The following is a 14,669-nucleotide window of genomic DNA, read 5'->3' on the forward strand; positions in this document are numbered from 1 at the left end:
AATCGCAAGGCAAAAAAAACGGCCCGCCTCCAAAAGGAAGCGGGCCGTTTTTATGCTCGGTGAATGGTCAGAGCTTCAGCTCATCGCGATCACTTGTTCAGGCGGTAATCAGCCTCGGCAGCAGCGAAGCGCTGCAGCATGCCGGTCGTCGGCGTGCCCAGTTTGCTGACGATGTAGATCGCCAGGCTGGCGAAGATGAAGCCAGGGATAATTTCGTACAGACCCAGCAGCTCGAAGTGTTTCCACACGATCACAGTGATCGCGCCGACCAGGATGCCGGCCAGTGCGCCGTTACGGGTCATGTCTTTCCAGATCACGGAGATCAGCACAACCGGACCAAATGCAGCACCGAAACCTGCCCAGGCGTAGCTGACCAGACCCAGTACCCGGTTGCTCGGGTTAGCCGCCAGCGCAATAGCGATCAGGGCAACCAGCAGCACCATGGCGCGACCGACCCAGACCAGTTCAACCTGGGAAGCGCTCTTACGCAGGAAGGTTTTGTAGAAGTCTTCGGTCAGGGCACTCGAGCACACCAGCAACTGGCAGCTCAGGGTGCTCATGACGGCAGCCAGGATGGCCGACAGCAACACACCGGCAATCCAGGGATTGAACAGGATCTTGGCCAGTTCGATGAACACACGCTCGTGGTTTTCGCTCACAGGCATGGCCACGGCAGGGTTTGCCGAGAAGTAGGCAATACCGAAGAAGCCTACAGCGACGGTGCCGCCCAGGCACAGGATCATCCAGGTCATGGAAATGCGACGGGCATTAGCAATCGATTTGACCGAATCCGCCGCCATGAAACGCGCCAGGATATGCGGCTGACCGAAGTAGCCCAGCCCCCAGCCCATCAACGAAATGATGCCGATGAAGGTGGTGTTTTTCAGCATGTCGAAGTTGCTTGGGTCTTGCGCTTCGATGGCCAGGAAGGTGGTGTCGATGCCACCGGTGGCCAGCAGCACGATGATCGGCGTCAGCAGCAGGGCGAAGATCATCAGCGTGGCTTGCACGGTATCTGTCCAGCTCACTGCCAGGAAACCACCGACGAAGGTGTAGGCAATCGTTGCAGCAGCACCGGCCCACAGCGCGGTCTCGTAGGACATGCCGAAGGTGCTTTCGAACAGACGGGCACCGGCGACGATGCCGGAGGCGCAGTAGATGGTGAAGAACACCAGGATCACGACCGCAGAGATGATTCGCAGCAGACCGCTTTTGTCTTCGAATCGGCTGGAAAAGTAATCCGGCAAGGTCAGCGCATCGCCGTTGTGCTCGGTCTGCACACGCAGACGGCCGGCGACGAACAGCCAGTTCAGGTAAGCACCGATGATCAGACCGATGGCGATCCAGCTTTCGGACAGACCGGACATGTAGATAGCGCCCGGCAGGCCCATCAACAACCAGCCGCTCATGTCGGAAGCACCGGCAGACAACGCGGTAACGACGCTGCCCAGGCTGCGACCACCCAGAATGTAGTCAGAAAGGTTGTTGGTGGAGCGATAGGCCATCAAGCCGATCAGCACCATTGCTGCGATGTAGATCACGAACGTGATCAGGGTTGGATTGCTTACGCTCATTCGAGTGATGCCCTGGCTTTGTTTTTATGTACGGCGAAGCGTGAAACGCCGACAGACGACAACGTCTGTTGAACCGATTTCCAGCCCCGCGCATTTATGACTGATGTTTCCCCAGGAAAGCCATCAGCCGGTGCACCTGTCTTTTTTGACCGGTTGCACCTTGGGCGCGAATGCTATTCAACAAAGCAAATAAGGTGCAACCAGTTTTATGAGAATAAGTTGCACCTAATACGATTTACCTGAAAAAGCCCTGTTTTTGCTCCCTTTTAGGGCAGTCCTGACGGTTTACTAGAAGTAAAAGCACCAAGCAGAAGCAGGACGTTCGTACCGGAATTTATTTCCTGACGAGCTGCTTATTATTCCGACAAAAAAAGGGTTGCACCCGGTTGCACCTCAACGGTTGCACGGCTAATCTTGCCGCCAGCTGATGCCACGCGGTCGTGGCAAACATGAGGATAAAAATATGGCTACCACCACCCTTGGGGTCAAACTAGATGACCCGACCCGCGAGCGCCTCAAAGCGGCCGCGACTTCGATTGATCGCACGCCGCATTGGCTGATCAAGCAGGCAATTTTCAATTACCTGGAAAAACTCGAGGGTGGTGCAACCCTGACCGAGCTGAGTGGTTTGACCAAGGATTCCGACGAGTCCGTCGATGCGCCTCTGGATCACGCCCACCAGTGCTTCCTCGAATTCGCTGAAAGCATCCTGCCGCAATCGGTCCTGCGCGCCTCGATCACCGCTGCTTACCGTCGCCCTGAGCCGGAAGTGGTGCCGATGCTGATCGAACAGGCTCGCCTGCCGGTCGCCATGGCGGAAGCCACCAACAAACTCGCTGCTTCGATTGCCGAAAAACTGCGCAATCAGAAGAGCGCCGGCGGCCGTGCCGGGATTGTTCAGGGTTTGCTGCAGGAATTCTCCTTGTCGTCCCAGGAAGGCGTGGCGCTGATGTGCCTGGCCGAAGCGCTGCTGCGCATCCCGGACAAAGGCACTCGCGACGCCCTGATTCGCGACAAAATCAGCACCGGCAACTGGCAGCCGCATTTGGGCAACAGCCCTTCGCTGTTCGTCAACGCTGCCACTTGGGGCTTGCTGTTGACCGGCAAACTGGTCGCCACCCATAACGAAACCGGCCTGACGTCGTCCCTGAGCCGCATCATCGGCAAGAGCGGCGAGCCGATGATCCGCAAGGGCGTCGACATGGCCATGCGCCTGATGGGCGAGCAGTTCGTGACCGGTGAAACCATCGCCGAAGCCCTGGCCAATGCGAGCAAGTTCGAAGCCAAGGGTTTCCGCTACTCCTACGACATGCTCGGCGAAGCAGCACTCACCGAACATGACGCCCAGAAGTACCTGGCCTCGTACGAACAAGCCATTCACTCGATCGGCAAAGCGTCCCACGGTCGTGGGATTTATGAAGGCCCGGGCATTTCGATCAAGCTGTCCGCTTTGCACCCGCGTTACAGCCGCGCCCAGTACGAGCGCGTGATGGACGAGCTGTACCCGCGCCTGCTGTCGCTGACCCTGTTGGCCAAGCAATACGACATCGGCTTGAACATCGACGCCGAAGAAGCCGACCGCCTCGAGCTGTCGCTGGATCTGCTGGAGCGCCTGTGCTTCGAGCCGCAACTGACCGGCTGGAACGGCATCGGTTTCGTGATCCAGGCTTATCAGAAGCGTTGCCCGTACGTCATCGACTACGTGATCGACCTGGCTCGTCGCAGCCGTCATCGCTTGATGATCCGTCTGGTGAAAGGCGCGTACTGGGACAGCGAAATCAAGCGCGCCCAGGTCGAAGGCCTGGAAGGCTATCCGGTCTACACCCGCAAGGTGTACACCGACGTTTCCTACATCGCTTGCGCGCGCAAACTGCTGTCGGTGCCGGAAGTCATCTACCCGCAATTCGCCACGCACAACGCCCACACCCTGTCGGCCATTTACCACATCGCCGGTCAGAACTATTACCCCGGCCAGTACGAGTTCCAGTGCCTGCACGGCATGGGTGAACCGTTGTACGAACAGGTTGTAGGCAAGGTTTCCGAAGGCAAGCTGAACCGTCCGTGCCGCGTGTACGCACCGGTCGGCACTCACGAAACACTGCTGGCGTACCTGGTACGTCGCCTGCTGGAAAACGGCGCGAACACCTCGTTCGTCAACCGCATCGCCGACCAGTCGATTTCGATTCAGGAGCTTGTGGCCGATCCAGTGGCCAGCATCGAGCAGATGGCGACGCTGGAAGGCGGCTTCGGCCTGCCGCACCCACGTATCCCGCTGCCGCGTGATCTTTATGGCGCCGAGCGCGCCAACTCCAGCGGCATCGACATGGCCAACGAACATCGTCTGGCTTCGTTGTCCTGCGCCCTGCTGGCCACTGCTCACAACCACTGGAAAGCCGCGCCGATGCTCGGTTGCGCCTCCAGCACTGAAACCCCTGCGCCAGTCCTGAACCCGTCCGATCTGCGTGACGTAGTCGGCCACGTGCAGGAAGCCACCGTCGAAGACGTCGACAACGCGATCCAGTGCGCCCTGAAGGCTGCACCGATCTGGCAGGCCACCCCGCCCGCCGAACGTGCCGCGATTCTTGAACGTGCCGCTGATTTGATGGAAGGCGAAATCCAGCCGCTGATGGGCCTGCTGGCTCGCGAAGCCGGCAAGACGTTCGCCAACGCCATCGCCGAAGTGCGTGAAGCCGTGGACTTCCTGCGTTATTACGCGGTGCAGGCACGTAACGATTTCACCAACGACGCCCACCGCCCTCTGGGTCCGGTGGTGTGCATCAGCCCGTGGAACTTCCCGCTCGCAATCTTCAGCGGCCAAGTAGCTGCTGCATTGGCTGCCGGCAACCCGGTATTGGCCAAGCCTGCGGAACAAACCCCACTGGTAGCGGCTCAAGCCGTGCGCTTGCTGCTCGAAGCCGGGATTCCGGAAGGCGTGCTGCAACTGCTGCCGGGCCGCGGCGAAACCGTGGGTGCTCGTCTGGTCGGTGACGATCGGGTCAAAGGCGTGATGTTCACCGGTTCGACCGAAGTCGCTCGCTTGCTGCAACGCAACGTCGCCGGTCGTCTTGATGCACAAGGTCGCCCGATTCCGCTGATCGCCGAAACCGGCGGCCAGAACGCAATGATCGTCGACTCCTCGGCACTGACCGAACAAGTCGTCATCGACGTGGTGTCGTCAGCCTTCGACAGCGCCGGCCAACGTTGCTCGGCTCTGCGCGTCTTGTGCCTGCAGGAAGATTCCGCTGACCGTGTCATCGAAATGCTCAAGGGCGCGATGGCTGAATGCCGCCTCGGTAACCCGGAACGCCTGTCCGTGGACATCGGCCCGGTGATCGACGCCGAAGCCAAGGCGGGCATCGAGAAGCACATCCAGGCCATGCGCGACAAAGGTCGCAGCGTATACCAGGTGGCCATCGCCAATACCGAAGAAGTCAAACGCGGCACTTTCGTGATGCCGACCTTGATCGAACTGGAAAGCTTCGACGAACTGCAACGGGAGATTTTCGGTCCGGTGCTGCACGTGGTTCGTTACAAGCGCAAGGACATCGATCAACTGATCGGTCAGATCAACGCTTCGGGTTACGGCCTGACCCTGGGTGTTCACACCCGGATCGACGAGACCATCGCCAAGGTGATCGACAACGTCCACGCCGGTAACGTCTACGTGAACCGCAACATCGTGGGTGCCGTGGTGGGCGTGCAGCCGTTCGGCGGCGAAGGCTTGTCGGGCACCGGTCCGAAGGCTGGCGGTCCGTTGTACCTGTACCGTCTGCTGTCGACGCGTCCTACCGATGCGATTGAACAGTCCTTCGCTCGCGGCGACGCCATCGCAGCGCCGGATGTACGTCTGCGCGATGCCATGAGCAAACCGCTGACAGCCCTGAAAGCCTGGGCCGACAGCAACAAGTTCAGCGACTTGAGCACCCTGTGCGTGCAGTTCGCGGCGCAATCGCAAAGCGGCATCACCCGCGTTCTGGCAGGCCCGACCGGCGAGCGCAACAGCTACGCCATCCTGCCGCGTGAACACGTGCTGTGCCTGGCGGAAGTCGAAGGCGACCTGCTGACACAACTGGCGGCGGTATTGGCGGTGGGTGGCTCGGCAGTTTGGCCGGACGCTGACCTGACCAAGGCTTTGTTCGCACGTCTGCCGAAGGACATTCAGGCGAAGATCAAGCTGGTGTCCGACTGGAACAAGGACGAAGTGGTGTTTGATGCGGTTCTGCATCATGGCCATTCCGATCAGCTGCGTGCGGTGTGCCAGCAAGTGGCCAAGCGTGCCGGGGCGATTGTCGGGGTTCATGGCTTGTCCCAAGGTGAGACCAACATTGCGCTGGAGCGCCTGGTGATCGAGCGGGCGTTGAGCGTTAACACTGCTGCGGCGGGTGGTAATGCCAGTCTGATGACTATCGGCTAAACCGCAACAAGACCGGGCAAACCGCAATGGCTGCCCGGTGAGCAAAATCCCTGTGGGAGCGAGCCTGCTCGCGATAGCGGTGTGTCATCCGACTCATAAACTGGATGACACACCGCTATCGCGAGCAAGCCCGCTCCCACATTTGATTAGCGGTGCCCGCACCACACCATCACGCTCATCAATCATCCTGTTCAGCCTTTATTCCCACGCCTAGACTCGGCCCATTCCAAAAAAAGGTAAGCCGCCATGTCCGAGACGTTGCTCAGTTCCCGCAATCTGGCTTTCGAGCTGTATGAAGTCCTCGATGCCGAGGGCCTGACCCAGCGTGAGCGTTTTGCCGAGCACAACCGCGAAACCTTCGATGCTGCCATCGGCACCGCGCGCAACATCGCCGAGAAATTCTTCGCGCCGCATAACCGCAAGAACGACGAGAACGAGCCGCGCTACGAAAACGGTCAGGCGATTCTGATTCCGGAAGTAAAACCGGCGGTGGATGCCTTCCTCGAAGCCGGTTTCCTCAACGCGGCACGCAGTTTCGACGCTGGCGGCATGCAGCTTCCTACGTTGTTGTCCCAGGCTTGCTTTGCGCATTTTCAATCGGCCAACGCGGCATCGACTTCGTATCCGTTCCTGACCATGGGCGCGGCCAACCTGATCGAAAGCTTCGGCACCGATGAACAGAAGCAGCGCTTCCTGCAACCGATGATCGACGGTCGCTTCTTCGGCACCATGGCGCTGACCGAGCCGCACGCCGGCTCTTCGCTGTCGGATATTCGTACACGCGCCGAGCCTGCGTCTGACGGCACCTATCGCCTCAAGGGCAACAAGATTTTCATCTCGGGCGGCGACCATCCGCTGTCGGAAAACATCGTGCACATGGTGCTGGCCAAATTGCCCGACGCACCGGCCGGGGTGAAGGGTATTTCGCTGTTTATCGTGCCCAAGTTTCTGGTCAACGATGACGGCAGCCTCGGCAAGCGCAATGACGTGCTACTGGCCGGGTTGTTCCACAAGATGGGCTGGCGCGGCACCACTTCCACCGCGCTGAACTTCGGCGATAACGGGGAGTGTGTCGGGTATCTGGTGGGCAAGCCGCACCACGGTTTGAGCTACATGTTCCAGATGATGAACGAGGCGCGGATCGGCGTCGGCATGGGCGCGGTGATGCTCGGTTACGCCGGTTATCTGTATTCGCTGGAGTACGCCCGTGAGCGTCCGCAGGGTCGGGTGCCGGACAGCAAGGACCCGAACACCGCGCCGGTGGCGATCATTCAGCACGCTGACGTCAAACGCATGTTGCTGACTCAGAAGGCCTACGTCGAAGGCTCGTTCGACCTTGGGTTGTATGCGGCGCGATTGTTCGACGACACCACGACGCTGGAGACCGAAGACCAGCGCAAGCAGGCCCATGAGCTATTGGATTTGCTGACGCCGATCGTCAAATCCTGGCCGTCGGAGTTCTGCCTGAAGGCCAACGAACTGGCGATCCAGATTCTCGGCGGCCACGGCTATACCCGCGAATATCCGGTTGAGCAGTACTACCGCGACAACCGCCTGAACCCGATTCATGAGGGCACTCACGGCATTCAGTCGCTGGATTTGCTGGGACGCAAACTGGCGCAAAACGGAGGTGCCGGGCTCAAGCAATTGATCCGGCTGATCGCCGACACCGCCGAGCGCGCTCAGGCATACGAATCGCTGACGGCACTGCGTGAACCGCTGGAAAAACTGGTGGCTCGCCTGCAAGCGGTGACCATCGGTTTGCTCACCGACCTGGGTCAGGGCAAGGTCAACAGCAGCCTGGCGAATTCGGCGCTGTACCTGAAAGTGTTCGGGCACACGGTGATTGGCTGGCGCTGGCTGGAGCAGGCGATTCGTGCCGAGGAAGGGTTGGCCAAAGGCAATGCGGCGGATGTGAGCTTCTATAAAGGCAAGCTGCAGGCGGCGCGGTATTTCCTGACGTGGGAAGTACCGGGTTGCCACCATGAGTTGGCGATTCTTGAGGCGCGGGATGATGTGTGCCTTGGGATGCAGGATGAGTGGTTTTAACCCCTCACACTGATCGTTCCCACGCTCCGCGTGGGAATGCCTCAACGGACGCTCCGCGTTCGGCTCCGGAAGGGACGCGGAGCGTCCCGGGCTACATTCCCACGCAGAGCGTGGGAACGATCGGTCAGGTGAGTTTGAAACTGCTCATCTGCCGCGCCAGATCATCGGCCAACCGTTGCAACGTCTGGCAGTCCTCGCGGCAAGCCCTGACTTCGCCTGCCGTCGCCCGCGCCAGATCGGAAATCCCCTGGACATTGCGGTTGATCTCTTCGGTCACCGCCGATTGCTCTTCCGTCGCCGTTGCCACCTGATGGTTCATGTCGCTGATGCGTTCGACCTGACCGGTGATTGCCGTCAATGAAGCGCCGGTGCGCTGGCTCGACTCAACGCCTGTGCCTGTCGCCGCTTGCCCGGAATGCATTGATGACACCGCATTCTCCGCGCCCTGCTTGAGGCTGCCGATCATCTGTTGAATCTCATCGGTGGACGCCTGCGTCCGCCGCGCCAGCGTGCGCACTTCATCCGCCACCACCGCAAAACCACGCCCCATATCACCGGCTCGCGCGGCTTCGATGGCCGCATTCAGTGCCAGCAAATTGGTCTGCTCGGAAATCCCGCGAATCACCGCCAGCACCTGATCGATGGACGCTACCTGATTGGCCAACTCACCCACGGCACCCGCCGCAATACCGATTTCATTCGACATGCTTTCAATATGCCGGATCGACCCACCCACCACTTCCCGCGCCTGCATCGCTTCATCGCGAGCATTCTGCGAAGCGACGGCGGCATTACCCGCGTTCTGGGCGATTTCCTGCACGGTCAGGCCCATCTCATGGACAGCGGTGGCGACCATGTCGGTCATTTCCTGCTGGCGACCAGAGCGTTCGGCGGTGTTGTCCACCACTCGCGCCACTTGGCCGACGGCCGTGCGCAAACGCTCGCTGGTGGTCAGTACTTCGCCAATCATCTGGCGCTGACTGTCCAGGAATCGGTTGAAGCCTCGAGCCAGGTCACCCAGTTCGTCGGCGCGACTGGAATCTAACCGGTGAGTCAAATCTCCACCACCGCTACCGATGGCCACCAGCGCCGCTGTTACCTGACGAATCGGCCGCACCAACCCACGGGCCAGCAAGACCACCAACAGCAGGCATACCAGCGCCACTGCCAGACCGATGCCGCTGCTCATCCACATGGCACGCCGGGCTTCGGCGTAGATCTGCGACTGTGGCACTTCGGCCACCAGGGTCCAGCCCAAATCCCGCAACGGCAGGCTCAACGCCAGATAATCTTCGCCATCGCGCACGAAGCTGCTGTTGGTGGCAACTGCTTTTGAGCCAGAAAGGTGGCCCATCACCGCTTGTGCGGCCGGCGCGCCGATTTGCTCGGCCAGTGTGCGTTTACCGCTGTATTCCGCTTCGGGATGAACCTGGATCAAACCGTCTGAACGCACGAGATAGACCTTGCCGCGCGCGCCGAAACTGAAGTTGTGGATCAGCTCCGACAGCTCTTTCATGCTCAGGCCAAGCCCGGCAACGCCCACGGTTTTACCGGCCTGCTCGACCTTGAGGTCGATGAACAGCGCCAATTCTCCGGTCGCGGTGTCATTGTCGATATTGAGGGTGCGCGGTTGGTTGCTGTCGAGAAACGAATAGAACCAGGCGTCTTTGGGGTTGGAACGGCTGAGGGTCCGGTCCAGGCCTTTTTCAGTGAAATAGTGGTTTGAAGCGGTGCCGACGATCAGCGCGGTGAACGCTTTGTGCTCGGCGCGGATGCCTTCCAGGTACTGCACGAACGCGTCTGTCCGGGCGCTGCTTTCACCCCCGGCCAACCAGTCGCGCACCATGCTGTTGCTGGCGATGTCCTTGGCGGCGGTGAGGGGCTGAACGAGGATACGCTCGATGTCGTTGCGCATCGCCTCGATGCTCGACGGCAACGCTTGTTCGACCAGGTAGCTCTGGGCGAGACGGTTGACCACCAGGGTATAAATGCCAATCACGATCAGAATACTGACCAGCAGGGCGGTGCCCATACTCAGGATCAACTGCCATTGAATACTGCGTCGCCAAAACTGCATGGAGCACCCCCAAAGAATAAGAGGCTGAAACACTGCAACAGCCGTGCCGATTGTATACAACGCAACCGACAATTTATTCTTTGGTTGTGCGCAAAGCCGATCAGGCCTGATTGATCGTCTTGGAGATCACTTCAACCGTGGCGCTGACTTGCTCTTGGTAACGGTCGAGTTCCTGCTTGTGCTGCTTCTGCATTTCGATCTGCTGGGAACACAGATTCATCGCGGCCAGCACCAGCAGGCGGTCACCGATCAGCGTCGGGTACTTTCTTTTGGTATCGGCCAAGGCAGCTTTCAACATCATTGCGGCGTCCAGCAGGGTTTGCTCTTCCCCGGCCGGCGCCTTGATCGAATAGTCCTCCCCCAGGATGGAGACGACTTTTACCCCTGCGGCGCCGTAGCTCATGCGCTGACCGGGCCGGCGCTGACGCGCTCAACCAGGGCCTGGATGCGTGCGGCGGTGGCGCCTTGTTTCTCTTCCTGTTCCATCAGGTTCAGTTGCAGGCTCTCGTTTTCATCCTTGGCCTGGGCCAGTTCTGCACTCAGGGTTTGGTTGGTGGCGAGCAGGCTCTGGTTCTGTTGCACCAGGTCGCTGACCAGCTGTTCCAATTGGCTTAGGGATGCTTCCAACATTTTGATTTTCCAAGCATTTTCAAAGGGCGCGTACGATAAAGAAAAGTCACCACGGATGCCAGGGATATTGGGGCGCAAGGCCTTGATTTTCCTGGCAGATGAGCTTCCTCGCGAACTTTAAAGACTGTGATTGGCGGATCTGGTTCCTGCACTTCGTCGCCGGGCGTGCCGTGCGACAAAACCGCGCAGCCACTCAAGACTTTAGTCGCATGACCGATAAGTCATCCATACGTCAGTCTCGGCACCGCACGGGTGCGCTCATTTCGGTAAACACCATGTCCCTTCGTAATATGAACATCGCACCGCGAGCGTTCCTCGGTTTCGCCCTGATTGGCGGTTTGATGCTGGTTTTGGGGGTGTTTGCCTTGAACCAGATGAGCAAGATTCGCGCAGCGGGCGTAGACATCGCCTCCACCAGTGTCCCGAGCATCAAGAGCCTGGACGAATTCACCCAACTGACCCTGCGTCTGCGGGTGTTGTCCTACCGTTTGCTGGTCAACCGCGAACCGGACGTGCAGCAGAAAACCTTCGAGCTGTTTGAACTGCGCAATCAGCAGATTCGCGATGCTCAGAAGGCTTACGAACCGCTGATCGACGGCCCGCAAGAACGCGCGGCTTACGATCAATACGTGCAGTTGCTGGCGCAGTATCGCCAGCTCGAAGACCGCATGAAGACACTCTCGCGCAATAACCAGGTCGATGAACTGCGCAAGATGCTCAACACCGAATTGCTCTCCAACTCAGAAGGCGTCAACTCGGCCCTCGCCAAGTTGCTTGAGATCAATACACAACAGGTTGACGCCACCAACACCCAGGCAGGTGACCAGTATTCGACATCCTTTAACCTGGTCATCACTTTGCTGGTCATCGCTGGCGGCCTGACCTTGCTGTTCGCCTGGTTGCTGACCAACAGCATCACCAAGCCCATCGCCAATGCCTTGAGCGCCGCCGAAGAAATCGCTGAAGGCAATCTGACTCGTCCGATTCATGTCGATGGCGAGGACGAAGCCGGTCGTTTGCTGTTGGCCATGTCGAAGATGCAGGAGAAGCTGCGCGACACCCTGCAACGGATTTCTGGCTCGGCCACACAATTGGCGTCCGCCGCAGAAGAGTTGAACAGCGTCACCGACGAAAGCGCCCGCGGCCTGACTCAGCAGAACAACGAAATCGAACAGGCTGCCACCGCAGTCAACGAAATGACCAGCGCCGTGGAAGAAGTCGCCCGCAACGCCGTGAGCACCTCCGAAGCCTCGAAAAACGCCACCACCTCGGCCGGTGACGGTCGTGATCTGGTGCAGGAAACTGTCAGTGCCATCGAACGCATGAGCGCTGATGTGCAGAGCACGGCGACCTTGATCGGTGATCTGGCCAATGAATCCCGCGACATCGGCAAGGTGCTGGACGTGATCCGCGGCCTGGCGGATCAAACCAACCTGCTTGCGCTAAACGCGGCGATCGAAGCGGCGCGTGCCGGTGAGGCCGGTCGCGGATTTGCGGTGGTGGCGGACGAGGTTCGTGCACTGGCCCATCGCACCCAGCAGTCGACCAGCGAAATCGAGCGCATGATCGGCAGCATTCAGACCGGGACCGAACACGCGGTGAATTCGATGCGCAACAGCACCGAACGTGCCGAATCGACCTTGAACATTGCCCGTGGTGCCGGTTTGTCGCTGGACACGATCAATAGTGCCATCGTCGAGATCAATGAGCGCAACCTGGTGATCGCCAGCGCGGCTGAAGAGCAGGCGCAAGTGGCCCGGGAAGTGGATCGTAACCTGGTGAACATCCGGGATCTGTCGGTGCAGTCGGCGACCGGGGCGAACCAGACGAGCGCGGCGAGCAATGAACTGTCGCGGTTGGCCCTGGACCTGAACAACATGGTTGGGCGGTTTAGCCTTTAACGGTTACCTCCTTGAAGGATCATTCCCACGCTCTGCGTGGGAATGCCTCAATGGACGCTCCGCGTCCGTATTGGGACGCGGAGCGTCCCGGGCTGCATTCCCACGCAGAGCGTGGGAACGATCACGCCCCCTGATATCCAATGCTGCAAAACCTTTTTGACAGCATCACATTTCAACAGGTTAGAATCGCTGGCACGCAGACTGCATGGTCAGTTTGTGTCCGTCTTTCAGCTTTCTGGAGTACTGCCTTTGAATGCGACGACCATCAACAGCCTGTTCTTGATCGGCGCGTTGCTGGTAGGTGCAAGCATTCTGGTGAGCTCACTTTCGTCCCGCCTTGGCATCCCGATTCTGGTGATTATCCTGGCCGTGGGCATGGCGGCCGGCGTCGACGGCGGCGGCATTATCTTTGATAACTATCCAACGGCTTATCTGGTCGGCAACCTCGCGTTGGCGGTGATTCTGCTCGACGGCGGATTGCGCACCCGGGTCGCGAGTTTCCGTGTGGCACTGTGGCCCGCGCTGTCGCTGGCCACCGTCGGGGTATTGATTACGACCGCACTGACCGGTCTGGTCGCGGCCTGGCTGTTCAACCTGAACATCATTCAGGGCTTGCTGATCGGCGCCATTGTCGGCTCGACGGACGCCGCGGCGGTGTTCTCGCTGCTGGGTGGCAAAGGCTTGAACGAACGGGTCACCGCCAGCCTCGAAATCGAATCCGGCAGCAACGACCCGATGGCGGTGTTTCTCACCGTCACCCTGATCGACATGCTTGCCAGCGGCCAGACCGGCCTGCACTGGAGCCTGTTGGGGCATTTCGTGCGGGAGTTCGGCATCGGCGCCATCATCGGCCTGGGCGGCGGCTGGGTCATGCTGCAATTGGTCAACCGGATCAACCTGGCCAACGGCCTCTACCCGATTCTGGTGATTGCCGGCGGCCTGGCAGTGTTCGCCCTGACCAACGCCCTGCACGGCAGCGGCTTCCTCGCCGTCTATCTCTGTGGCCTGGTCATCGGCAACCGTCCGGTGCGCAGTCGCCATGGCATCCTGCACATGCTCGACGGCATGGCCTGGCTGGCGCAGATTGGCATGTTCCTGGTGCTGGGGTTGCTGGTGACCCCGCATGACCTGCTGCCCATCGCCCTGCCCGCTCTTGGGCTGGCGCTGTGGATGATTCTGTTTGCGCGGCCGTTGTCGGTGCTGGTCGGCCTGCTGCCGTTCAAAGCCTTCCACGGACGCGAGAAAGCATTTATCTCCTGGGTCGGATTGCGCGGCGCGGTCCCGATCATTCTGGCGGTGTTCCCGCTGATGGCCGGGCTGCCCCATGCCCAGCTCTACTTCAACCTCGCCTTCTTTATTGTGCTGGTGTCCCTGCTGGTGCAAGGCACGAGCCTGCCGTGGGTGGCAAAACTGTTAAAAGTCACCGTCCCGCCGGAGCCGGCACCGATCTCCCGTTCTGCGCTGGAAGTGCATGTCACCAGCGAGTGGGAACTGTTCGTTTATCGCCTGGGCCCGGAAAAATGGTGCATCGGTTCGCCCCTTCGCGAGCTGAAAATGCCGGAAGGCACTCGCATCGCTGCACTGTTTCGTGGCCAGCAACTGCTCCATCCGTCGGGTAGTACGGTGCTTGAAGTCGATGATTTGCTCTGCGTTATCGGCCATGAACATAACCTTCCGGCGCTGGGAAAACTCTTCAGCCAGGCACCGCAACGCGGGCTGGATTTGCGTTTCTTCGGCGACTTCGTGCTCGAAGGAGACGCCCAGCTGGCTGCGGTTGCGGCGCTGTACGGGTTGAAAGTCGAAGGCATCGATCCGGACATGTCCCTGGGGCACTTCATCGCACAGAAAGTCGGTGGCGCACCCGTTGTCGGTGACCAGGTGGAGTGGAACAACACCATCTGGACCGTCGCGGTCATGGACGGGAACAAGATCGGCAAAGTGGGCGTCAGATTCCCCGAAGGAAGTCGCCCGGGTCCCGGCTTGTTCCTCTAAACTCCACACTTCGTCTCGTTTTCGATCGGTCT

At 59.8% G+C, this 14,669-nt stretch carries 8 protein-coding genes and 2 pseudogenes; 5 read left to right on the forward strand and 5 right to left on the reverse strand.

The annotated features are described in order from the left end of the window. Positions 1-89: 89 nt before the first annotated feature. On the reverse strand, positions 90-1,574 hold the full coding sequence (gene putP, locus HNR03_RS21750; RefSeq protein ID WP_259155680.1) for a sodium/proline symporter PutP: 1,485 nt from the start codon (positions 1,572-1,574) through the stop codon (positions 90-92). A 463-nt stretch (positions 1,575-2,037) separates the two neighbouring features. On the opposite strand from putP, the gene putA reads away from it, so the two are divergent. Both putA and HNR03_RS21760 read left to right on the forward strand, forming a co-directional pair. Beyond that, on the forward strand, positions 2,038-5,988 hold the full coding sequence (gene putA, locus HNR03_RS21755) for a trifunctional transcriptional regulator/proline dehydrogenase/L-glutamate gamma-semialdehyde dehydrogenase (RefSeq protein WP_259155681.1): 3,951 nt from the start codon (positions 2,038-2,040) through the stop codon (positions 5,986-5,988). A 246-nt stretch (positions 5,989-6,234) separates the two neighbouring features. Further along, positions 6,235-8,037: an acyl-CoA dehydrogenase gene (locus tag HNR03_RS21760; protein WP_259155682.1), complete on the forward strand. Its 1,803-nt coding sequence runs from the start codon at positions 6,235-6,237 to the stop codon at positions 8,035-8,037. Positions 8,038-8,161: 124 nt separating this feature from the next. Here the strand turns inward: HNR03_RS21760 and HNR03_RS31985 are convergent, their stop codons facing one another. The 4 genes and pseudogenes from HNR03_RS31985 to HNR03_RS21775 form a co-directional block, all read right to left on the reverse strand. Then, on the reverse strand, positions 8,162-9,007 hold the full coding sequence (locus HNR03_RS31985) for a methyl-accepting chemotaxis protein (RefSeq protein ID WP_405046073.1): 846 nt from the start codon (positions 9,005-9,007) through the stop codon (positions 8,162-8,164). A gap of 18 nt (positions 9,008-9,025) precedes the next feature. Then, positions 9,026-10,114 (reverse strand): annotated as a pseudogene (locus tag HNR03_RS31990) (cache domain-containing protein); the annotation flags it as partial. A 100-nt stretch (positions 10,115-10,214) separates the two neighbouring features. After that, complete coding sequence (locus HNR03_RS21770; RefSeq protein ID WP_259155684.1) at positions 10,215-10,517, reverse strand: cell division protein ZapA; 303 nt, start codon at positions 10,515-10,517, stop codon at positions 10,215-10,217. Beyond that, positions 10,514-10,744 carry a hypothetical protein gene (locus HNR03_RS21775; protein ID WP_090176480.1) on the reverse strand — a complete coding sequence of 77 codons (231 nt, stop codon included), beginning with the start codon at positions 10,742-10,744 and terminating at the stop codon, positions 10,514-10,516. Before HNR03_RS21775 ends, HNR03_RS21770 begins: the two co-directional genes overlap by 4 nt. A gap of 290 nt (positions 10,745-11,034) precedes the next feature. On the opposite strand from HNR03_RS21775, the pseudogene HNR03_RS31995 reads away from it, so the two are divergent. From HNR03_RS31995 to HNR03_RS21785, 3 genes and pseudogenes are all read left to right on the forward strand, one after another. Continuing rightward, positions 11,035-11,790: pseudogene (locus HNR03_RS31995) on the forward strand (MCP four helix bundle domain-containing protein); the annotation flags it as partial. After that, positions 11,782-12,645 (forward strand): methyl-accepting chemotaxis protein, encoded by an 864-nt coding sequence (locus HNR03_RS32000; protein WP_405046074.1) that lies wholly within the window; start codon positions 11,782-11,784, stop codon positions 12,643-12,645. The pseudogene HNR03_RS31995 and the gene HNR03_RS32000, both read left to right, overlap by 9 nt. A 249-nt stretch (positions 12,646-12,894) precedes the next feature. Then, positions 12,895-14,637 carry a potassium/proton antiporter gene (locus HNR03_RS21785; RefSeq protein WP_222589468.1) on the forward strand — a complete coding sequence of 581 codons (1,743 nt, stop codon included), beginning with the start codon at positions 12,895-12,897 and terminating at the stop codon, positions 14,635-14,637. The last annotated feature ends 32 nt before the right edge of the window (positions 14,638-14,669 follow it).

Origin of the sequence: Pseudomonas sp. JAI111 (genome assembly GCF_024809425.1) — a bacterium.
Lineage (GTDB): Bacteria > Pseudomonadota > Gammaproteobacteria > Pseudomonadales > Pseudomonadaceae > Aquipseudomonas.

Bases quoted from the DNA above. Each gene is read 5' to 3' on its own strand.
- HNR03_RS32000 (WP_405046074.1), top strand. From the start codon at position 11,782: ATGCAGGAGAAGCTGCGCGACACCCTGCAACGGATTTCTGGCTCGGCC.
- putP (WP_259155680.1), bottom strand. From the start codon at position 1,574: ATGAGCGTAAGCAATCCAACCCTGATCACGTTCGTGATCTACATCGCA.
- HNR03_RS31985 (WP_405046073.1), bottom strand. From the start codon at position 9,007: ATGATTGGCGAAGTACTGACCACCAGCGAGCGTTTGCGCACGGCCGTC.
- putA (WP_259155681.1), top strand. From the start codon at position 2,038: ATGGCTACCACCACCCTTGGGGTCAAACTAGATGACCCGACCCGCGAG.
- HNR03_RS21775 (WP_090176480.1), bottom strand. From the start codon at position 10,744: ATGTTGGAAGCATCCCTAAGCCAATTGGAACAGCTGGTCAGCGACCTG.
- HNR03_RS21770 (WP_259155684.1), bottom strand. From the start codon at position 10,517: ATGAGCTACGGCGCCGCAGGGGTAAAAGTCGTCTCCATCCTGGGGGAG.
- HNR03_RS21760 (WP_259155682.1), top strand. From the start codon at position 6,235: ATGTCCGAGACGTTGCTCAGTTCCCGCAATCTGGCTTTCGAGCTGTAT.